Source organism: Neobacillus bataviensis LMG 21833, assembly GCF_000307875.1.
GTDB lineage: Bacteria > Bacillota > Bacilli > Bacillales > Cytobacillaceae > Neobacillus > Neobacillus bataviensis.
Window position 1 is genome coordinate 19927 of sequence record NZ_AJLS01000136.1, and the last position, 19320, is coordinate 39246.

The 19320-nt window shown below is 37.2% G+C and carries 23 protein-coding genes and 1 riboswitch; of the genes, 12 read left to right on the plus strand and 11 right to left on the minus strand.

The features are described 5' to 3' along the window. Positions 1-33 precede the first annotated feature (33 nt). Positions 34-786: an SDR family NAD(P)-dependent oxidoreductase gene (locus tag BABA_RS20620; protein WP_007087184.1), complete on the minus strand. Its 753-nt coding sequence runs from the start codon at positions 784-786 to the stop codon at positions 34-36. A 161-nt stretch (positions 787-947) separates the two neighbouring features. Further along, the gene (locus BABA_RS20625; RefSeq protein ID WP_007087185.1) at positions 948-1142 is read right to left on the minus strand and encodes a hypothetical protein; all 195 of its coding nucleotides are present in this window, start codon (positions 1140-1142) and stop codon (positions 948-950) included. A gap of 185 nt (positions 1143-1327) precedes the next feature. On the opposite strand from BABA_RS20625, the gene BABA_RS20630 reads away from it, so the two are divergent. Then, on the plus strand, positions 1328-2209 hold the full coding sequence (locus BABA_RS20630) for a VanW family protein (RefSeq protein WP_007087186.1): 882 nt from the start codon (positions 1328-1330) through the stop codon (positions 2207-2209). A gap of 25 nt (positions 2210-2234) precedes the next feature. Here BABA_RS20630 and BABA_RS20635 read toward each other — a convergent pair whose 3' ends face one another. Next, positions 2235-2501, minus strand: a complete 267-nt coding sequence (locus BABA_RS20635) for a hypothetical protein (protein ID WP_007087187.1) — start codon at positions 2499-2501, stop codon at positions 2235-2237. Between the two features lie 242 nt (positions 2502-2743). On the opposite strand from BABA_RS20635, the gene BABA_RS20640 reads away from it, so the two are divergent. The 3 genes from BABA_RS20640 to BABA_RS20650 all read left to right on the plus strand — a co-directional run bounded on the left by BABA_RS20640 (position 2744) and on the right by BABA_RS20650 (position 4245). Then, positions 2744-3454, plus strand: coding sequence for a class I SAM-dependent methyltransferase (locus BABA_RS20640; RefSeq protein WP_007087188.1), 711 nt, complete (start codon positions 2744-2746; stop codon positions 3452-3454). A gap of 166 nt (positions 3455-3620) precedes the next feature. After that, complete coding sequence (locus BABA_RS20645) at positions 3621-3869, plus strand: hypothetical protein (RefSeq protein ID WP_007087189.1); 249 nt, start codon at positions 3621-3623, stop codon at positions 3867-3869. A 124-nt stretch (positions 3870-3993) separates the two neighbouring features. Continuing rightward, positions 3994-4245, plus strand: a complete 252-nt coding sequence (locus BABA_RS20650; protein ID WP_040347133.1) for a sigma-G-dependent sporulation-specific acid-soluble spore protein CsgA — start codon at positions 3994-3996, stop codon at positions 4243-4245. Positions 4246-4475: 230 nt separating this feature from the next. On the opposite strand, the gene BABA_RS20655 is transcribed toward BABA_RS20650, so the two are convergent. Both BABA_RS20655 and BABA_RS20660 read right to left on the minus strand, forming a co-directional pair. Further along, a complete protein-coding gene (locus BABA_RS20655; protein ID WP_007087191.1) occupies positions 4476-5393 on the minus strand; it encodes a YitT family protein in 918 nt (305 codons plus the stop codon). A gap of 772 nt (positions 5394-6165) precedes the next feature. Then, positions 6166-6771 (minus strand): hypothetical protein, encoded by a 606-nt coding sequence (locus BABA_RS20660; protein WP_007087192.1) that lies wholly within the window; start codon positions 6769-6771, stop codon positions 6166-6168. Between the two features lie 230 nt (positions 6772-7001). Between BABA_RS20660 and BABA_RS20665 the strand changes: the two genes are divergently transcribed. The 3 genes from BABA_RS20665 to BABA_RS20675 all read left to right on the plus strand — a co-directional run bounded on the left by BABA_RS20665 (position 7002) and on the right by BABA_RS20675 (position 8371). Next, positions 7002-7205 (plus strand): DUF1657 domain-containing protein, encoded by a 204-nt coding sequence (locus tag BABA_RS20665; RefSeq protein WP_007087193.1) that lies wholly within the window; start codon positions 7002-7004, stop codon positions 7203-7205. A gap of 78 nt (positions 7206-7283) precedes the next feature. Then, positions 7284-7490, plus strand: a complete 207-nt coding sequence (locus BABA_RS20670; protein WP_007087194.1) for a DUF1657 domain-containing protein — start codon at positions 7284-7286, stop codon at positions 7488-7490. Between the two features lie 20 nt (positions 7491-7510). Continuing rightward, positions 7511-8371, plus strand: coding sequence for a DUF421 domain-containing protein (locus BABA_RS20675; protein WP_007087195.1), 861 nt, complete (start codon positions 7511-7513; stop codon positions 8369-8371). 67 nt (positions 8372-8438) lie between these two features. Here the strand turns inward: BABA_RS20675 and BABA_RS20680 are convergent, their stop codons facing one another. Both BABA_RS20680 and BABA_RS20685 read right to left on the minus strand, forming a co-directional pair. Further along, positions 8439-9407: a DMT family transporter gene (locus BABA_RS20680; RefSeq protein ID WP_007087196.1), complete on the minus strand. Its 969-nt coding sequence runs from the start codon at positions 9405-9407 to the stop codon at positions 8439-8441. A gap of 121 nt (positions 9408-9528) precedes the next feature. Then, entirely contained in the window at positions 9529-10353 is an 825-nt protein-coding gene (locus BABA_RS20685; protein WP_007087197.1) for a YitT family protein, read from the minus strand. A 172-nt stretch (positions 10354-10525) separates the two neighbouring features. Next, a riboswitch (Lysine riboswitch) is annotated at positions 10526-10716 on the plus strand. Positions 10717-10821: 105 nt separating this feature from the next. Between BABA_RS20685 and BABA_RS20690 the strand changes: the two genes are divergently transcribed. Beyond that, positions 10822-12294 carry an amino acid permease gene (locus BABA_RS20690; RefSeq protein ID WP_007087198.1) on the plus strand — a complete coding sequence of 491 codons (1473 nt, stop codon included), beginning with the start codon at positions 10822-10824 and terminating at the stop codon, positions 12292-12294. A 57-nt stretch (positions 12295-12351) separates the two neighbouring features. Here the strand turns inward: BABA_RS20690 and BABA_RS20695 are convergent, their stop codons facing one another. Further along, positions 12352-12570: a helix-turn-helix domain-containing protein gene (locus tag BABA_RS20695; RefSeq protein ID WP_007087199.1), complete on the minus strand. Its 219-nt coding sequence runs from the start codon at positions 12568-12570 to the stop codon at positions 12352-12354. Between the two features lie 158 nt (positions 12571-12728). Between BABA_RS20695 and BABA_RS27410 the strand changes: the two genes are divergently transcribed. Then, positions 12729-12902 carry a hypothetical protein gene (locus tag BABA_RS27410; protein ID WP_007087200.1) on the plus strand — a complete coding sequence of 58 codons (174 nt, stop codon included), beginning with the start codon at positions 12729-12731 and terminating at the stop codon, positions 12900-12902. A 61-nt stretch (positions 12903-12963) separates the two neighbouring features. Here the strand turns inward: BABA_RS27410 and asnS are convergent, their stop codons facing one another. Continuing rightward, entirely contained in the window at positions 12964-14355 is a 1392-nt protein-coding gene (gene asnS, locus BABA_RS20700) for an asparagine--tRNA ligase (protein ID WP_007087201.1), read from the minus strand. A 340-nt stretch (positions 14356-14695) separates the two neighbouring features. On the opposite strand from asnS, the gene BABA_RS20705 reads away from it, so the two are divergent. Continuing rightward, on the plus strand, positions 14696-14926 hold the full coding sequence (locus BABA_RS20705; protein WP_007087202.1) for a hypothetical protein: 231 nt from the start codon (positions 14696-14698) through the stop codon (positions 14924-14926). A 21-nt stretch (positions 14927-14947) separates the two neighbouring features. Beyond that, positions 14948-15082 (plus strand): BA3454 family stress response protein, encoded by a 135-nt coding sequence (locus BABA_RS20710; protein ID WP_040347141.1) that lies wholly within the window; start codon positions 14948-14950, stop codon positions 15080-15082. Positions 15083-15140: 58 nt separating this feature from the next. Here the strand turns inward: BABA_RS20710 and helD are convergent, their stop codons facing one another. Both helD and BABA_RS20720 read right to left on the minus strand, forming a co-directional pair. Then, positions 15141-17468: an RNA polymerase recycling motor HelD gene (gene helD / locus BABA_RS20715; RefSeq protein WP_007087203.1), complete on the minus strand. Its 2328-nt coding sequence runs from the start codon at positions 17466-17468 to the stop codon at positions 15141-15143. Between the two features lie 205 nt (positions 17469-17673). Continuing rightward, positions 17674-18513 carry a hypothetical protein gene (locus BABA_RS20720; RefSeq protein WP_007087204.1) on the minus strand — a complete coding sequence of 280 codons (840 nt, stop codon included), beginning with the start codon at positions 18511-18513 and terminating at the stop codon, positions 17674-17676. A 171-nt stretch (positions 18514-18684) separates the two neighbouring features. On the opposite strand from BABA_RS20720, the gene BABA_RS20725 reads away from it, so the two are divergent. Then, positions 18685-19218, plus strand: a complete 534-nt coding sequence (locus BABA_RS20725; RefSeq protein ID WP_007087205.1) for a YceI family protein — start codon at positions 18685-18687, stop codon at positions 19216-19218. The last annotated feature ends 102 nt before the right edge of the window (positions 19219-19320 follow it).

Below are 19320 nucleotides of genomic sequence, written 5' to 3' on the forward strand. Positions count from 1 at the left end.
ATCCCCTCCAAAATGTATTTTCTTATCTATCAATTAAAATGTTAGTCCGCCGCCGTCGACGGAAAGTGTTGCGCCTGTAATATACGAGGCTTCATCAGATGCTAAAAATAAAACCGCATTCGCTACTTCATCGGGTGTTCCAATTCTCCCCAACGCATTGGCACGTGAAATAATCGGCCATTTTCGTTCATTCTGCTTCCAGTTATCGATAATTTTAGTATTAATGACCCCAGGAGCAATCGCATTCACGCGAATATTGTATTTTCCGTATTCCAGTGCAGCATTCTGTGTTAGCACAACAACACCAGCTTTTGAAGCATTGTAAGCGGAAACATATTTCTGCCCTTTTAATCCCAACAAACTTGAGGTATTAATAATGGCCCCACCGCCCGATTTCATTAATTCGGGGACAGCATATTTAATTCCTAGAAAAACACCTTTAAGGTTAATATCGACGACACGATCCCATTCTTCCTCTGACAAATCGACACTTCTTACTTCGGTATTACCGATTCCAGCGTTGTTGAACATAATGTGTAAGCCGCCAAAGTTTTCTGTAGTTTTATTAATTAGTTCTTTCATCTGTTTCGAATCCGATACGTCAGTTTTTACATAAATCGCCTTTCCACCACTTTCCAGTATAAGGCTGACTGTTCCTTCGCCAGTAACAGTGTCTACATCGGCGACTGTAACACAAGCCCCTTCCGAAGCAAAACGAATGGCGGCTGCACGTCCAATTCCACTCCCTCCACCTGTTACAATTGCGGTTTTACCACTTAATTTCATCAATATCACCCTGCTTTCTTACAGTCATTCGTCTATAGTTCTTTAACAAATCAAACTATACTGACCAGTTAGTATGTCATATGTACAATTATACCTCTTAGACTTACATATTCATATCCTTTTCTAAATATTCAAATAAATTTTTGATACCAATTCTATTATCAAAATCTTCTGTTAGATTTTTTCTGCTTATTCATGACCTCATAAGATTTTTCAATAATATCCGTTAAGACGTCACCTTTATAAATTCTGCCAAGTTTAATTCCTTGTTGATAATACTCGACAATTTCATCCAGCATTAGGGAGGTTTCTTTTGTAATCCTTACATTTAATTGAATTCTTTCATTTTCAGACATGACCAGACACTCCTATCCATGTGTTTGCGTAGTGCTAGCAATGAACTATTTATTTGGTATTCATTGCTACTATACTATAATTCTGCATTTTTTTCATTCGAAAAAATAAAAAACATTCTTTACTCATAATGGTACATGAAATGGTAAATTGCTACAAATATTAGAAGCAGGAGGGGTGAAAAGAGATGATTTTACCTTGGATATTCGGAATATTACTTACGGCTCAACCATTACATACTTCAGATCAATTAATCATAACAAAAGACGACATCAATGTAACCTATATCAATCGTATGGACTTTTCTTTTCCATATACTGATTTGCCGATTATCGATTCCAAAAAATACAATCAATTTTTGGATCAGCTAGACAAACAATTTTCCACAGCACCTACAGATGCAAGCCTAGATTCAACCGGTAATATCCTATCGGAGCAAGTGGGTTATCGGATCCATCGTCAAGCCTTTACTGAACAATTCTATGCCTATTTCTTTTCACAGAGACAGGGAAAATTTGAAATTCCCATGCTCTCTGTTTATCCAAAAGTGGATAGTGAATTACTAGAGGATATTCGAAGCAAGCGGATTGGACGATACGTTACCTCATTTAATTCGCAAAATAAAAAACGCACCACGAATATTAAATTGGCAGCGAAGGCCATTAACAATTATGTCGTCTTTCCGGGAGAAACATTTTCTTTTAACAAAGTGGTCGGAAAACGTACAGCTACAAAAGGGTATTTAAAGGCTAAGGTAATTGTTAGAGGGGAATTTTCAGAGGACATTGGCGGCGGAATTTGCCAAGTATCCTCTACACTTTTTAATGCTGTTGATAATGCCGGGTTAAAGATTGTCCAGCGTTTTTCCCACAGTAGAAAGGTTCCCTACATTCCTCCTGGCCGAGATGCAACTGTAAGCTGGTATGGACCCGATTTTGAATTTAAAAATATGTATACCCAACCGGTATTAATCCGTGCGAGAACGCTCGGAAATATATTAGTTATTAAACTATATTCTTCAGAAGGGATTGAATACAAGCCGAAAAAGATTCCTGACGCACCGTATTAAAAAAGTCCGCGTATGCGGACTTTTTCTAACGCTCGTTTTTTAAGGCGCTTTCCAACAATTCCTCAGAAAATTCTGTTAGGGATGCATTGTTCATCAAATTAAGATTTGTCTTTGGTGAAAAGTTTTTGACTACATTTTGAAGAGGTAGTGCAAAATCTTTACGCTTCCCTCTTGTTACACCAATTACTGCGGCACTTACGCCAATACCTAAGAGAGATGCCCACATAGCCCCTCTACTTTTTCGTTTTGGTGCAAACATTTTGAAAAACGGCTGCCTTCTTATGCTTTTCATCTTCAGCACTCCTTCTACATGGTATGGAAGGTGTTACAATTCCCTCTTCCATTTGCTTAATTTGTGCATTTTGATGAAGAATATGTTTAGGAAACCATACATGCTTTGTTATTTACTGGATGAATGCTGTTCATCGGTTTACATAATATTATTATAATAATCCTCTGATGTTTTGTTTTAGGGAAAGCACCTCTCTCCGCTTTTTATCATACTATGCAAAAAACAGATTTGAGGTGGTGTCTATGGGAGGTCTAACTTATTTTGATTTCTTGGCGAAGTTTGGCGTTGGCGGAGCCCATCCCGGTGGAATCCTTTTGACGCAAAACATTCTTTCAAGTGAAAATATTTCCGAAAACTCCCTCGTTTTAGATGCAGGCTGCGGCACAGGACAAACAGCAGCTTATTTGTACCAGCAATATAAAGCAAAAGTGATTGGTTTGGAAATCAATCCAATTATGGTCGAAAAAGCAAAGGATCGCTTTCAGACACAACAACTTCCCATTCAATTAATCCATGGATCAATTGAAGAAATACCATTCGACGATCATTCCTTTGATTTTATCTTATCTGAGTCTGTTTTAGCATTTGTCGATAAACCAAAGGCGCTTAGCGAATTTCATCGTGTGCTAAAAAAAGGCGGCCGGTTAATTGCCAACGAAATGACGATTAACAAACGGTTTAATCCACAAGAAGAAGCAGAAATAATGAATTTTTACGCGGTTGATTCCTTATTATTGGAGGAAGACTGGCATCGCTTATTACAAGAGGTTGGTTTCAAAAACATTGAATTAAAAGCGCAAAACCCAGCACTAAGTCATGGTAACCATGCACCGGAATTTAATTTTTCAAAGGACTTTGAACCCGAGCTTTTTCATATCTTGAATGAACATGGAAATATTGTCTTAAAATATCAGGATATTTTAAGCTATCGGGTTATTACAGTTACTAAATAATTGAAGGCTCTTTTCCTGCGGGAAAAGGGCCTTTCGATATACAAGCATTACATACTATATTTTTTTAATTTGTGTATAAAATTGGACAAGACTTGGGTTTTAGCCTTTACATTCCAGCAATTCATTTCATATTTTATAGCAAGTCCGTTTAAAGGAGGAAGTTGAAGTGGAGTTAAATTATGAACAGGCACGTCGATTAGAAGGTAAAATGATTCAGTATAAAAATGAGACTGGGGAATTGGTGGTTGGGAGAGTGATCAAGGTTAGAAAGGAAGGCCTTGAGATTGAAGAGTTTTCTTCTTCCAACACTTCTGATGGTTACGGATATGGCTTTTGGGGAAGAAGACCATTTTTTAGACCCCCGGTGTTCGTCCCGTTTGTTGGATTTGGTTTTGCCCCGTTCTTCTTTTTCTAAACAAAAAATTGGGTAAGTACTTTTGTACTTGCTCATTTTTATTTTTTGAGACAACTATAATTTTTAAAATGTATATTTGATCCATCACGTTAAAAAATAAGAGCGTGAAAGGATGATGAAAACAATGGATCAGACTCTGGGGTATTTACGGGAAACATTATCAAATTATACAGAAGATCATTCAGAGGGTCGAAATCTATACAAGAAACTAAAGGAAGGTGCTTATACATCGGAAGCTTCCTTTGTTCGGGATTTAAACCAAAGAGAAATACATTTTTTAAATCACATGCTGCCAAAAGAAATTAACTATGCGAAAGAAGAACAAGATGAAAAGAGAGCACATGAACTTAATGAGGTGTTTGAACTGCTTTTTTAAAGAATCGAAAAAGATGGCAGAATTGTCTGTCATCTTTTTCGAAAATATCTTATTATTCGCACAATTATTTCCTAGGTAAGCGCAAAGTACGACAAAACATGATTCCCACAAATGACTATATTCCCAATTAATCGACACATTCTATAAGAAACCTACAATCTTGGTACTGATTTCTTCGTTAAAAAGCCTAATACCGACAAATGTTGTATTTTCGTCATTTTTTAACATTGCTAATGAATGTCTTTTTTCTTAAAACGTCCACCACGAACTTCAGCGATATCTGCCACCGCTAAAAAGGCACTATCATCATTTTCGGTAACAATTTCCTTCAATTTTGCTTCCTCAAGACGATTGATTACACAAAAGATTACTTTTTTATCGTCACCTGAATATGCTCCCTCGCCATGAATGTAGGTAACACCACGGCCTAAGCGATTCATGATGGCATCACCAATTTGTTTCGCATTATCGCTAATAATCCACACGGATTTGGATTCGTCAAGTCCAGTTATAGTAACATCAATCGTTTTGTAAGCAACAAAATAAGCAATGAGCGAATACATCGCTCGATCCCATGAAAACACAAACCCTGCACAGCCAAGGATGAAGAGATTAAAGAACATAATAATTTCTCCGACGGAAAATGGGAGTTTATTATTAAAGAGAATGGCCATTATTTCGGTACCATCAAGTGATCCCCCGTACCTAATCACCAGACCAACGCCAATCCCAAGAACAATTCCCCCAAAAACAGTGGCAAGAAGGATGTCTTGCGTAAATGCCGGAACCGGATGAAGTAGAGTGGTACCAATAGAAAGAATAATGATGCCATAAAGAGTGGATAATGCGAAGGTTTTTCCGATTTGTTTGTACCCGATAAAGAAAAAAGGAATATTTAAAATAAATAGGAAAATTCCCAGTTTCCATCCTGTTATATAGGAAAGCATGATGGAAATGCCTGTAATCCCGCCATCAATAACATTATTGGGAACAAGGAAGATTTCAAGCCCCACGGACATTAAAATGGCACCAATGGTGATTAACAATATTCGTTGAAAGATTTTTCTTTTGGTCAATCTTCGGTGTTGAATATTTGCCAATATTGCTTCTTGTTGTTCGATTAAACTCATTTCTTGAATTTCTGTCATTAATTTTCCCCTTTCAAAAATAATATCCTTTATTTATTATAACGAAATGGTACTGTTATTAATATTTTTATGCTTATTTTTTAAAAAAATAAAAAGAAGCTACCTCATTTTTGAAGTAACTCCTTAATTGGTATTAACACCTTAGGGGACCCAACCAAGACATCAGACAAATTGTTTTCAAATTTTCGTTTCCGTTTAGTTGAAGTTCAAAGCTAATGGAAACTTTTGAAAACTCAGCTGATGTGTGTTTGTTCCGTTGAAGGAATTAATTCACATGTTTAATGGAATTCAAATTCCTAAAAGAAACAAATTTTCGGATTGTCACCGTTTAAGACTCTTTATTCCTTCATATGGATTGCAGGCTTCTTGGCAATGAATTTTTGAAAAGATTTCAGTTATGAATACTCTGATAAAAATTCTTATATCAGATGTACTAACCTATAAATCCTTAACTTGATCCTTTGATATGAATTCTATGGAAATACTAGAATTCAATTATGAAAGGCTTTGGCTTTAGATTTAGACCTTTTCAAATTGAATCTTCATCGCTCCACCTTCCAAATGATTGTTGGAAATTACCTTACAAATACTCGTTCACTAACGGAACGAACACGTATGGTTGAGCCTCCTAAGATGTTAACCTTTGATTATCTTTTACACTTTTAGTATATCACGGAATTTTTTAAATTAATCAAAATTTTATGACGATACTGTGAATTTTTGGGAAAAATCATGCAAAAAAAGCCCTCCTTTCTGAAGGAAGACTCTCTATTTAATCAACAATTGGATTTTTGAAATTATTATGAACAGGGATTTTGAGCTCTTTAATTTTCGCTTCTATCCGAAATTTATTTTCAGAAAGTTTATCATTAAAGGGAAGTATTATTTTACTTCCATCTGTCATTTCAAATTTATATTGATAGAATCCGGTAGACCCCTGATGGTTTCGATAGATAATATGTACTTTAGCCATATCGTTCCACTTATATTCTTTTTCCTCTATGCCTGTCAACCCATTATAGTAGATTCCCTTATCATCCATATAGTAATAATTGGTCAAGCTTAAAATAAATACTGGTATGCTAATAAGTAGTAATATCCCTGTAATCCATTTCAATTTGCGGGCATTCTCCCGCTGTCTAAAAATGAGATATATGGTCATGATGGCTGCAATAAAAAGCATTCCCCCCATAAATGTAATGTAGGCAGAAAACGGTGTTGAAAAGAACCAATAGGAACGGGAAAAATAGACCATGCTCTGATAGGAAGCAACAATGACAAAAGGTGCGAAAAAGCTACTAATAAATAAAATAATCGTATACGCGACTAACTTAACGGAATGTTCCTCATCTACCTCTTTCCTTCTTAATAAAATCAAATATGATCCCCCCTAAATTCTAGAGTAAATTATTCTGCACTTTAATCAATATTATTTTACCTGATAATTTCCAATTATTGAAACATTTGGTGCGATTTTAATAAAAAATTACGCCTTGAGGTCGAATGGAAAAACTTTCTTTTAAAAAGAAAGAAAACTGTACATAAGCAAAATTTTAATCCACATACTATTTTTGTAATTCAATTCTTATGACGAAAGAAGGATCATCGATGACTGTAGGAACACAAGTTAAACAAGCATTAGCCGGATTAAAAAGTGCCCAGGCAAGTTTTGAAACTTTTGCACTTGCAACCGATAACCAAAATGCAAAACAACTTTATCAACAAGCGGCCCAGCAAACACAATCAGTTTTAGACAGCCTTGAACCACGCATTCAAGAAATCATGTCAGAAGAACCACAGTACAATCAATAAAGCTGTTAAAGGTTGGCGTTTTTAGCCAACCCCTTTTTTTCATGAAATTAGCATCACCTAAGAAAGGAAGTTATTATTTTGACAATCGCTTCAAACGTCAATCAATGTCTATCCACTATAAAGGGAATTGAAGCCCAGCTGTCCTCATTAGCATTAAATTCACTTGAGGAGGAAGCGAAAGCCATGTTCCATGAAACCAGCTTAAAAATTGGGGATGTAAAAAAAGACCTGCAATACAGGGTTTTAGAACTCGAACGAAATGAACCACAATATAAGGGTACATAATATTTTGAGGTGAGAAACATATGCCAGGTTGGACATTAATCATATTTCGCTCGTTGATTTTTCTGCTGCTCTTATTCATAACCACCAAAGTTCTTGGAAAAAAACAAATTTCTGAGCTTTCCTTTTTTGAGTATGTCGCTGGGATAACAATCGGAAGCATAGCAGGTGAGGTTGTTACTGGACTTGAAGCGAACATGTATCACGGAGCATTAGCAATCGCCGTCTTCGGATTTATTACTTTTTTATCTAATTATTTATCTATAAAAAGTAAAAAATTCAGCGACTTCGTAGAAGGTAAAGGTACAGTTGTCATTCAAGATGGAAAAATCTTAGAAAATAATTTAAAAAAGGAAAAGTATACCATTGATGAATTATCTGCTCTGCTGCGTCAAAAGAATATTTTTAAAGTCGCAGATGTAGAATTTGCTGTATTGGAACCACGCGGTAATTTAAGCGCCTTACTAAAAAAAGAAAACCAACCTTTAACACCTAAAGATTTACAAATGAAAATGCCGAATGAGAAAGAACCGCAAACCATTATTATGGATGGGAACATCGTGGATGAAGCCTTACGATGTGCCGGTAAAGGCAGAGGCTGGCTTTACACCGAGTTAGAAAAGCTTGGAGTGACCCTTGATAATGTTTTTCTCGGTCAAGTGGATTCATATGGGGATATAACAGTTGACCTTTACGATGATAAAATTAAAGTACCTGCACCCGCAGTCCGCCCATTATTACTTGCAACCTTAAAAAAAACCCAGGCAGACTTAGAAATATTTTCACTTGAAACCGATTGTCAAAAATCAAAAGCGATGTATAAGAAAAATGCAGTGATCCTGCAGGAAACCATTGATAAGTTGTCACCATACCTTAATGGATAACATTTGCAGTGATGAAAAAATCCTTATCAATGGAATTGATAAGGATTCGTTATTCACGTATTCCAATCTATGCACTTACTTTTTTCATTTTTGGCCTTGCTACTTTATTTGAAACATAACTGTGCAGCACCATTCCAATCATAACCAATGCCATGCCGACCCAAGAAAGGGCTGAAGGCATTAACGAAGTTAAGAGCAACAGCTCTCCGATTACTGCGAATAAAACTTCCATTGATTGTGTTGCCTCCACCGCAGCAAGCTTTTGCATATCCCCTCTTACGAGATCTGTCGCATGAAAGAAGAGAATGGTTGCAATTACGCCTGAGGATATGGCAACGAGTGCGGATTGGCCGGTTTGCCCTAAGCTTGGCATCCCCTCATTTATCAGTCCAAAAATGGATAAAATGATCCAGAAGGGCATGCTTGCCAGTGTCATTCCTAATACACGTTGGAAAACGTCCAGGCGCCCGCCACACACCTCCATCATTTTTCGATTACCTAATGGGTAAGCAAAAGATGCAACAACGACCGGTAATACCCCTAAGGAAAGAGCAATAATCGACAAATGATTGGCCTGTTCTACCTGCATCAAAATAATTCCAAGTAAAATGATCAAAGACATTCCTAAACCCTTGAAGGGAATTTTCCCCTTTTTTTGGCTTGGACCGTTATCTGTCATCACCGTTTCATAGAAAAGCGGCGCAAGCAGTGAACCGGAGATTATGGTAATCTGCCATGTCGCAGCAATTAGCCAACCCGGGGCATATGCTGCTGAAAAGCAAATGGGAGCATAAAATAATCCGAAACCAATAGAACTCCACAAAACCCAAGCACCTGGCTTCTGTTTCATTTCCAGCAGCAATGGTTTTAAATTTTTCCTTGCTATCACGATAATGAATAGAAAGGGAATCATAAAGAAATACCTTAAAGAGGCACTCCAAATCCAACTTCCCCCCGCGAGCTCCATCGAGCGATTTAATATAAAGGTAAATGCAAAAAAGAAAGCTGCAAAGATGCCTATTATGATTGGCCGCATGGTTTCCAATCTCCTTTTAAAATATGTATATGTTGTTATTTTCTATGAAAAAAAGGAAACCTTCAAGTGGTTTCCTTAAATTACCCTCATCTTTCAGAAAAATCCATACCTAGACCCTTATCTAAGAAGGACTCGGCCGATGGAACAGCCCCATTACCTCAATAGTTTCTGTTATATTTACGAAAGCGGCGGGATCCACTTCCGTTATGAGATTTTTCACCTCATTTAACTCGTACCTTGAAATAACGGTAATTAACACGTTCCGTTGGTTATTAGAATAGCCGCCGACGCCGTCCATGATCGTTAATCCTCTATACAAATTTGTCAGTAAATGTGCTCTCATTTCTTGACCTTTTTCTGTAATAATCATTAAGGTTAATTTCGCATGATCCGTATAAATGGCATCAACCACTTTACCGGTTACATAAATAGAAACTAATGTATTTAGCGCTGAATCCCAATTAAATAAAAACCCGCTAATTACAATCACAACAGCGTTCATTCCCGAGAGCAAGGTCCCAATAGGGAAATCTCTTTTCCGAGATACAATCATTCCGATAATGTCGAACCCCCCGGTTGAACCGGAAGAACGGAACACGATCCCTACCCCTATCCCTGTTAAAGCACCGCCAAAAATCGACGATAATATCGTGTCTTTTGCAATTTCATGCACAGGAACCAGATATAGTCCTAACGAGATAATAAACACGGAAAAAATTGAATTCATGATAAACTTTTTTCCAAGCATTTTGTATCCAATAATTAATAACGGAAAATTTAAAAGGAAATTAGCAAGCCCCGTATTAATTGGAGAAATCATTCCAAACATCATTGAAATCCCGCTTAGTCCGCTACTTAAGACCTGATGGGGAATTAAGAAAAGATTAAATCCTACTACGACGATGAGGGATCCCAGTATTAAACCAATAAATCGCACCTTTTTCATCTCCTGCCTGCCACTTGTCTTTTTAAAAATAATACCGATTCTCCGTAACGATGTAAATTTAATAGTTTTTTACAATAATATTCAATTATCTGTTTATTTTTCCATTGACATTTTTAAAATAATATCTATACTATATAAATATATTAACTTAATAGCAAAATCCTCATCAAACCGATGAGGTAGAGGTCGCGGTTTTTATCAGTAATGCGGACGAGGTGTAGAGACACCCCTGACTCCGTTTGAAAGGAAAAGCTGCCGAAGTGTGTTTTTCATCTCTGAAAAAGCATGCTGGGGCTGTCTCCAAATAGGAACAGAACTGTCACGTATAGTCCTACCAGCTATTCGTGTTGAGCTATCTTTCGGAAGGTATGATGCGGGGTATTGATAATGCCATCGATTCTACTTCGATGGCATTTTTTATTCCAAAACTCCTTCTCGAAAAAGAAAAAGAAAAAGGAGTCCTTACTTATGCAAACAGCAAGAGCCTTAGAAGAACAAGTCAATACGGGTGAACAATCCGAAACGACTGAATTGAAACGAAGCTTAAAATCGCGGCACCTCACGATGATTTCACTCGGCGGAACAATTGGTACCGGGCTTTTCCTTGCCAGTGGCGGGGCCATTCATTCTGCCGGACCTGGTGGTGCCATTCTCTCCTATCTCATCATTGGGGTCATGGTATACTTTTTAATGCAAAGCCTAGCTGAAATGGGCGCCTATATGCCTGTGGCCGGAAGCTTTAGCACGTATGCGACTAAATTTGTGGATCCTGCCCTTGGATTTGCGCTCGGCTGGAATTACTGGTACAACTGGGCCATTACCATTGCGGCTGAATTAGCGGCGGTAACCATGATCATGAAATTCTGGTTTCCGAATACTCCATCCTTAGTTTGGAGCAGCATTTTTTTAGTGATTATGTTTCTATTAAATTATCTTTCAGTAAAAGGATTTGGGGAAGCTGAATATTGGTTTTCTCTGATTAAGGTAGTAACAGTTATTATCTTTATTATTACTGGGACATTAATGATTTTTGGCATTATGGGCGATCAAGCGGTTGGATTTAAGAATTTCACGATTGGCGATGCCCCGTTCCACGGCGGATTTATGGCCATGCTTGGAATCTTTATGGCAGCTGGTTTCTCTTTTCAAGGAACAGAGCTTTTAGGGGTTGCTGCCGGAGAAACAGAAGATCCCGCAAAAGCTATTCCACGCGCAGTCAAAACGGTTTTTTGGCGGATTCTTTTATTTTATGTACTTGCAATCCTAGTCATCGGACTTCTGATTCCTTATACAAACGGCAACCTAGCCAATGGCGATATTTCTGTCAGCCCATTTACACTTGTATTTCAAAAAGCTGGAATTGCCTTTGCCGCTTCTGTCATGAATGCCGTTATTTTAACTGCGGTATTATCTGCCGGAAATTCAGGAATGTATGCTTCAACACGCATGCTCTGGGATTTGGCCCGTCAAGGGAAGGCTCCAAAATTCCTTGGTAAACTTAATAAAAAAGGTGTACCGGTAAATGCACTAATTGCCACAACCTTAGTCGGAACTCTTGCCTTTCTTGCTTCATTCTTCGGTGATGGAACCGTTTATGTATGGCTCTTAAACGCTTCCGGTATGTCGGGCTTTATTGCATGGCTCGGAATTGCTATTTGCCACTACCGTTTCCGCAGGGCGTTTGTAGCACAGGGGTTGGATTTTAACTTGTTACCTTTTAAATCGAAATTCTTCCCATTTGGGCCAATTTTTGCCTTTCTAGTTTGTGGATTTGTTGTTTTAGGACAAAATTATTCTGCTTTTATGGGTAACCATATTGATTGGAACGGTGTGTTAGTTTCTTACATCGGCTTGCCATTATTCCTTATTTTATGGCTTGGCTATAAATTCACGAAAAAAACAAAGCTAATCCCATTAGAGAAATGCGATTTAAACAACTAATGAAAAAAACAGACCCTTATTGGTCTGTTTTTTTTGTAAAAAGCAACAAAGGATACTTTATTCTTCCTCAGATGCCCACACATATAAATCTTCAATCTGACAATTCAATTCTTTGGAAATAGTCATTGCCGTATTTAAGTTCATTACTTTCTTTGATATGTAGCCGTCGAGTTGACTTCTGGGAATATTTGTATTTCTTTCTAAACTCTCCAAATCCATTCCGTTCTTAGATAATAAATCCTTGAGGTTACTTTTTCTTGCTTTATAATTAGTCAAAATGACACCTCGCTTTAATAAAGCATACCATAGTTTGATAATAATGGAAAGGCGACAGCTACCTGTTTTCCATTTGCCTCCTCATATCCCGATATGTAGCATAAAGTTACTTTCATTTTGTGGTATACTAAAGAAGGAATAGTAAAGGGGTGTTGATTTTGAAAAACTCAAATAACCGCTACATGAATGGTCAAACTGTAAATATTAAAGAAACAGGTGAGGCCGTCACAATTTTAAAATGGCAGTACGTGAAAAATATGAAGAGGTATTCTTACATCGTTAAAGAGCACCCAGGTACATTTTTTTTCGAAGAAGAGCTGCAGGATTTATAAATGAAGCATGTCAATGCACCAAAAAGACCAATTCTGCGAATTGGTCTTTTTTAATCACTAATTAAAATTCTGCATTACCAGGTGTTCTTGGGAATGGTATGACATCTCTGATGTTTGACATCCCTGTTAAGTACATAATTAAGCGTTCAAAGCCAATTCCATAACCTGAATGTTTTGTACCGCCGTATTTTCTTAACTCCAAGTACCACCAATAATCTTCCTCATTCATTCCAAGTTCTTTAATTTTTCCAGCAAGAATATCTTCCCGTTCTTCACGCTGGCTGCCGCCGATTAATTCTCCAATTCCAGGTACAAGTAGGTCCATTGCCGCAACTGTTTTTTGATCTTCATTTAATCTCATATAGAAGGCTTTAATTTCTTTTGGATAATCCGTAACAAATACAGGGCGTTTGAAGACCTTTTCGCATAAATACCGTTCATGCTCAGTTTGCAGATCCACTCCCCATTCAACAGGATAGGCGAACGTTTCACCTGACTCTTGTAACAACTTAATTGCTTCTGTATAGGTCACACGGCCAAAGTTTGCGGTATGGGCATTATCCAAACGATCTACCAAACCCTTTTCAATAAAGCTGTTAAAGAAATTCATTTCCTCAGGAGCTTGATCCAAAACATAGCCAATGACGTATTTTACCATTTCTTCAGCTAAATCCATAATATCAGGAAGTTCTGCAAAGGCGAGCTCTGGCTCTATCATCCAAAATTCAGCTGCATGCCGCGCTGTATTTGAATTCTCCGCCCTAAATGTTGGGCCAAATGTGTAGACATTCCGGAACGCTAACGCAAAGGACTCCGCAGAAAGTTGTCCACTAACAGTCAAATTGGTTTCCTTGTTAAAGAAATCCTTTGTTAAATCTGTTTTACCTTCATCATTTTTAGGGAGATTATCCATATCAAGAGTGGTAATCCGAAACATTTCCCCTGCACCTTCCGTATCACTACCGGTAATGATTGGTGAGTGTACATAAACATACCCTTTATCCTGGAAAAATTTATGGATCGCATAGGAAGCAAGTGATCTCACACGGAATACAGCTGAAAATGTATTGGTTCTTGGGCGCAGATGCGCAATTGATCTTAAATATTCAAAGGAATGCTTCTTTTTCTGTAATGGATAGTCCACATTGGAAGTTCCTTCAATCACAATCTCTGTCGCTTTAATTTCAAACGGCTGCTTTGCTTGTGGTGTATGAATAAAATCCCCCGCCACTTTTATCGATGAACTAATTGGAAGCTTGGCTATATCTTTAAAGTTCGCCAATTGTTCATCAAATACAATCTGCACGCCTTTAAAAAAGCTGCCGTCATTTAATTCAATGAATCCAAAGTTTTTGGAATCGCGAATCGTCCGAATCCAACCGGACAACTGTACCTCTTGATCAATATAACTTTCCGTATTTCTGTACAAATCCTTGATTAAGGCCTGTTTCATGAGTTTTCCTCCTAAATCATATGTATAAGCATTCGTTAATAGTCAGTGGCTGAATATTGTTTCCGCTGATCACATGTGACCAACTAAAAAAACTCCCCTCCCACAATGGGACGAAAGGTACTATTTACAGACTAACATCGTTTTTCTCATATCCCTTCAATATTATATAAAATATTATACCAGATAAGCAATATACAACAAAGTTTCTATTTCAAGAGTAATCTACTGACGTGTCACACTTTTCTGAATGTTTTTGGGAATTTCCAGAAAATTAGCAGGATTTTTCTGATTGTCGTCGAATTTATTAAAAAATAATCGATTCTTGATTGGGGGTACGTTTGTGGACAAGGTTACGTGTATTGCCTATCTTTTATACAAATCTTCTAGTAATCAAGACATCAAGGAAAAAGCGATTCAATTATTGAATGGCGATGTGTCACTTCGCGATTTAAAAAGAAATGTATCAATTCAAGCCCAACTAGTCATTACAGAATCATTGCTGAAAAAGAACAAAATTGATAAAAACCAAGTACAGCAATTTGCAGAAGAATTTATGGTAATTGAAGTATAAAGTAAAGAAAGGTGATTATTAATGGTACAGGTGGAAGTTACAATAACCTTCGAAGGAAAATACTATTTGACAAATGTCATTACCCATCGCGATACTTCTGATGAAGAAATATTACGCCTTGCCTTTGAACAGGTCAAGAAGCAATGGAAAAAATAAAAACCTAAAAGGCTGTATGATTCTCATAAGAATTCTACAGCCTTTTTTTGCATATGGATTATATTAACTTATAAGCATCCTTTGACACGGAAGCCATGAGTGGATTGATTCCTTCTGTTGCAAACATATGCAATTCATGCATGGCGCGGGTACAAACTGTATAGAATAATTTTCGCTCCCCTTCACGCTTATACTGCGAACAATCATACAATATGACCGCATCAAATTCGATCCCTTTTGCCAGATAGGAAGGTATTACAAGATTGCCCTTTTCATAGGAAACAGTCCCCTTTTCGATTAAATGAAGTGGCAATTCATTTTTTAGAGCTCCATAAACCTTCTGACTTTCTGCGGAAGTTCTGCAAATTACCGCAACTGTACGGTGTCCTTCATCCTTCATTTCCTTCATTTTTGCGAGAATCGCGCTATTCAACTTAGTTGGTTCGACCATCTCAATTACCGGCTTCCTGCCCTTCCGGTTAAATGGTTCTATTTTTTCACCGCCGTTAATTAATCCACTTGTAAATTCGACAATTTCTCTCGTAGAACGGTAGGTTTTTGTTAACACGAACGATTCAACATCTTCATCACCAACGTTCAAATCTGTAAGGACTGTCTCGGAACCCGTTGCACCCGAAAAAATCGCTTGATTGAAGTCTCCCAGCAGTGTCATTTTGCTATATGGAAAAAGCCTTTGGATAAATGCAAATTGGAAAGGCGAATAATCCTGTGCCTCATCAATGAAAATATGGCGAATCGCTGTGTTTGATTTCCGACCCTCAATTAAATCCTGCAAGTAAACAAATGGGGTTGCATCTTCATATGGAATGACCATGTTGTGAAAATTCTTCACTGTTAACGTACAAATTTTTGACCAATTTAGTGGAAGACCTTTATCTATTATGTTATCTTGTTCAAATAATTGCAGATAAACTTGAGTAGTATCAATAAATCTTAAATTCTTCACTCTTACAAATAATGGCTTAAATTTTTCCTTAACAACCATTTCCGCAAGAAGCCTTTGTTCTCGCTCAAAATCATCAAATGTATTTTCCGAAAATCGATTTTTCTCTTGGAGCTTTTTAAAGGCCTCCATATAATCTTCTTTTTCAAGAAATTGAATCTCTTCCTCCACCCAGCTTCGCGAACGTTCCCGTTTCACGGCCCGTCTTAATTCCTTTAGTAACCAATCCTTTACGATTTGAATCCTGTTTGGGATGGAATAGCTTTTTTCAAGGGAATAAAAATAATCATAAATCTCCTTTTTTGAGATAATGACATCTCCTCGAAAGGATAAATCCCTAAATAGTAAACCTTGACTGGATAAGTCGGACGCATATTGATCAATGATTTTCTTAAAATGCAAGCTTGCCTTAAAGCGGATTCCCTCGCCCCTTATTTGGTCGTCAACTTCACTTTCGCCACTAAGCAAATACTCCATTTGTGTAAAGGGATCCTCGACATCAAATGCCTTTCCAATCCTGTGATTTAGGTATTCCTGAAAAGTAGATTGCTGCATATTTTCCTCACCCAGCTCAGGTAAAACTGTCGCAACATAACTATTAAATAAAGAATTCGGTGAGAAGAGCATAATATTTTCTGCATTCAGTGTTCCCCTGTACCGATAGAGTAGGTAAGCGACACGCTGAAGTGCTGCAGAGGTTTTACCACTTCCTGCAGCCCCTTGGACGATTAGTACTTTGCTGCTCTCATTTCTAATAATTTCGTTTTGTTCGCGCTGAATTGTGGCAACAATACTTTTCATTTGGGTGCTTGCGTTGTTTCCCAGGACCTCCTGAAGCATTTCATCCCCTATCGTTACACCTGTATCAAACATTCCTTTAATCTCTGCATTCCTAATAATAAATTGGCGCTTTAATGTCATTTCACCTACGATTATACCTTCTTCAGGTGTATTATATTGTGCGGGACCTGGAGAGTAATCATAGTAAAGACTGGATATCGGTGCCCGCCAGTCATAGATTAAGAAATTTTCATCCTGTTCATCCATCAATGATGCAATTCCTAAATAAACTTGATCGCTGGATTTTTCCCCTTTTTCAAGAAAATCGATTCGGCCAAAATACGGTGAATATTTTAACCTGTCGAGAGTTTTAAGATGTCGATCCAATTGTTTATGAGTACGTTCCCGTTCAGAGAGGAGTTCAGCCTGCTGCTTTATACTCGCTGCTGTTTCGATCATATCGTCCGGTTCATCTGTATTAACGGTTACATCTTCCCAAAAGGTTTTACGCATTTCAAGCACATCAGAGCGAACCTTACCGGTATTTTGCTTAAGAGCTTTTACTTTTCGGTCAATTTCCTCGCCAACTGCACTGACTCTTTCTTGTTCTACCTGCCAGTCTTTGTTTTGTACATCGCTCATGCAACCACTCTCCAGATTAAATTTAGCTCCACCTGCTTGACAATCAAAAGTAATTGTGTTAATGTTATAATAGATGTTTTATAAGTATTTATAATAAATACTTTTTATGCCAAATGTTATTTTATCATGTTCCTTTTAAACTTTCAATAAGATCTTTCTTTAATCAAATAGTAAACGCCATAGTAGGCGTTTTTTTATTTTTACATCAACCTTTATCCCGTTCACCATACACCCACTCTCTGTATTGCCCATAAACGAAAACCATGACAATCCTAATTAATAAATATTCAATATCTCTCAGTTTATTTTTTAATAGCTTAATCTTTTGAAAAAAATAATTTAATCCTATTGCTAATACTATTACCTTTAGCTTCGCTGCGACATCATTTTGTTTTTTCATTGTGATCGCAGTAAAAACCGATAAAGTAATGGAATATAACGGAGATAAGATAAAGTGTTCCGTCCATGAATGGTACCTGCCCATTCCAAATCTAAATTTTCGCATGATTGCCAATACGAAAAATAAATTTGTCTCGGTAACCATGATTAGTAAAAAATATGAAGCAAACTGAACAATTTGATTTTTCTTACCGATGCAGCTGTACCAATAATCACTCCATTTGAAATAAAAAGGCAGGAGAATCAAGGTATAAATGGTTTTCCACCAATTATGTTTGTATACCCCCAACCGTAAAAATAGCAGCTCTATTAATGAAAAGTAAATGCTGCCGGATATTTTTACCACCCACCCTGATTTTGAAAGGGTTAAGAACACCGCGGTAAAAGGGACAAATATCGCCTGGGATAATACCGCCCCAAACACATTATCAAAAAACGACTTTTTTACTATCTTCGGTTTGTAGACATATGAGTTAAAAAGGTTAAAAACAAAGTACTCAAAAAGGTAGGCAAATCCCATATTAGAAACAAGTAAAACTAAAATGTCTTTTCTATTTTTATTTCTGTAAAAGGTGAAACCCAATAAGAAGGTGTGAATTAAAAATAAAATAAAAAAGGGAACACTATTGCGTTTAAGGATCTTCATACAAGCCTTCCCTTCTACAGGATTTCTATTATAAGTAGTATTTGAAAAAATACAAAAAAAATTAATAAAAAACAATTGACAATATAGCGGCATTCAACATATAATTTACCTTGAAATAAGTTATTTTTAATTTGAGATAAATACTTTCAAAACAATTGGAGGAGACTTAAAATGACAAAAACAAAATGGGCTCTTGATCCGTCACACAGCAGTGTAGATTTTTCAGTTCGTCACATGATGATTGCAAACGTAAAAGGAACATTTAACAGCTTTAACGCAACAATCGAAGCAGATCCTGCTGATTTAACAACAGCAAACATTGAATTTTCAATTGAAACAGGAAGTGTAGACACTCGCAGTAAAGACCGTGATGGCCACCTTGTATCTGCAGATTTCTTTGATGTTGAAAATCATCCAAATATGACATTCAAAGCTACAAACATCGAAAAAACAGATGAGGGCGAATATAATGTTACAGGTGATTTAACCCTTCGCGGTGTTACGAAACAGGAAACCTTCGCGGTTACTTTTGAAGGTCAAGGAAAAGATCCATGGGGCAATGAAAAGGCAGGCTTCAGTGCACAAGGTACTCTAAACCGTTCAGACTATGGTTTAGTTTGGAATGCTGCACTTGAAACTGGCGGCGTTCTTGTAGGCGACAAAGTAAAAATCAACCTTCAAATCCAAGCTGCTAAAGCTGAGTAAAAAGAAAAGCACAAGCGCCCTGGTCAGCGGCGTATGGCCTGGAGCGCTCCAACTGAGATAAAGGAAACACGGTGAACGAAGTGAACCGATGTTGACTTATCG

Bases quoted from the DNA above. Each gene is read 5' to 3' on its own strand.
- BABA_RS20675 (WP_007087195.1), top strand. From the start codon at position 7,511: ATGCCAGGTTGGACATTAATCATATTTCGCTCGTTGATTTTTCTGCTG.
- BABA_RS20640 (WP_007087188.1), top strand. From the start codon at position 2,744: ATGGGAGGTCTAACTTATTTTGATTTCTTGGCGAAGTTTGGCGTTGGC.
- BABA_RS20690 (WP_007087198.1), top strand. From the start codon at position 10,822: ATGCAAACAGCAAGAGCCTTAGAAGAACAAGTCAATACGGGTGAACAA.
- helD (WP_007087203.1), bottom strand. From the start codon at position 17,468: ATGAGCGATGTACAAAACAAAGACTGGCAGGTAGAACAAGAAAGAGTC.
- BABA_RS20625 (WP_007087185.1), bottom strand. From the start codon at position 1,142: ATGTCTGAAAATGAAAGAATTCAATTAAATGTAAGGATTACAAAAGAA.
- asnS (WP_007087201.1), bottom strand. From the start codon at position 14,355: ATGAAACAGGCCTTAATCAAGGATTTGTACAGAAATACGGAAAGTTAT.
- BABA_RS20680 (WP_007087196.1), bottom strand. From the start codon at position 9,407: ATGCGGCCAATCATAATAGGCATCTTTGCAGCTTTCTTTTTTGCATTT.
- BABA_RS20665 (WP_007087193.1), top strand. From the start codon at position 7,002: ATGACTGTAGGAACACAAGTTAAACAAGCATTAGCCGGATTAAAAAGT.
- BABA_RS20630 (WP_007087186.1), top strand. From the start codon at position 1,328: ATGATTTTACCTTGGATATTCGGAATATTACTTACGGCTCAACCATTA.
- BABA_RS20685 (WP_007087197.1), bottom strand. From the start codon at position 10,353: ATGAAAAAGGTGCGATTTATTGGTTTAATACTGGGATCCCTCATCGTC.
- BABA_RS20725 (WP_007087205.1), top strand. From the start codon at position 18,685: ATGACAAAAACAAAATGGGCTCTTGATCCGTCACACAGCAGTGTAGAT.
- BABA_RS20655 (WP_007087191.1), bottom strand. From the start codon at position 5,393: ATGACAGAAATTCAAGAAATGAGTTTAATCGAACAACAAGAAGCAATA.
- BABA_RS20650 (WP_040347133.1), top strand. From the start codon at position 3,994: ATGGATCAGACTCTGGGGTATTTACGGGAAACATTATCAAATTATACA.
- BABA_RS20635 (WP_007087187.1), bottom strand. From the start codon at position 2,501: ATGAAAAGCATAAGAAGGCAGCCGTTTTTCAAAATGTTTGCACCAAAA.
- BABA_RS20720 (WP_007087204.1), bottom strand. From the start codon at position 18,513: ATGAAGATCCTTAAACGCAATAGTGTTCCCTTTTTTATTTTATTTTTA.
- BABA_RS20620 (WP_007087184.1), bottom strand. From the start codon at position 786: ATGAAATTAAGTGGTAAAACCGCAATTGTAACAGGTGGAGGGAGTGGA.
- BABA_RS20710 (WP_040347141.1), top strand. From the start codon at position 14,948: ATGGTACAGGTGGAAGTTACAATAACCTTCGAAGGAAAATACTATTTG.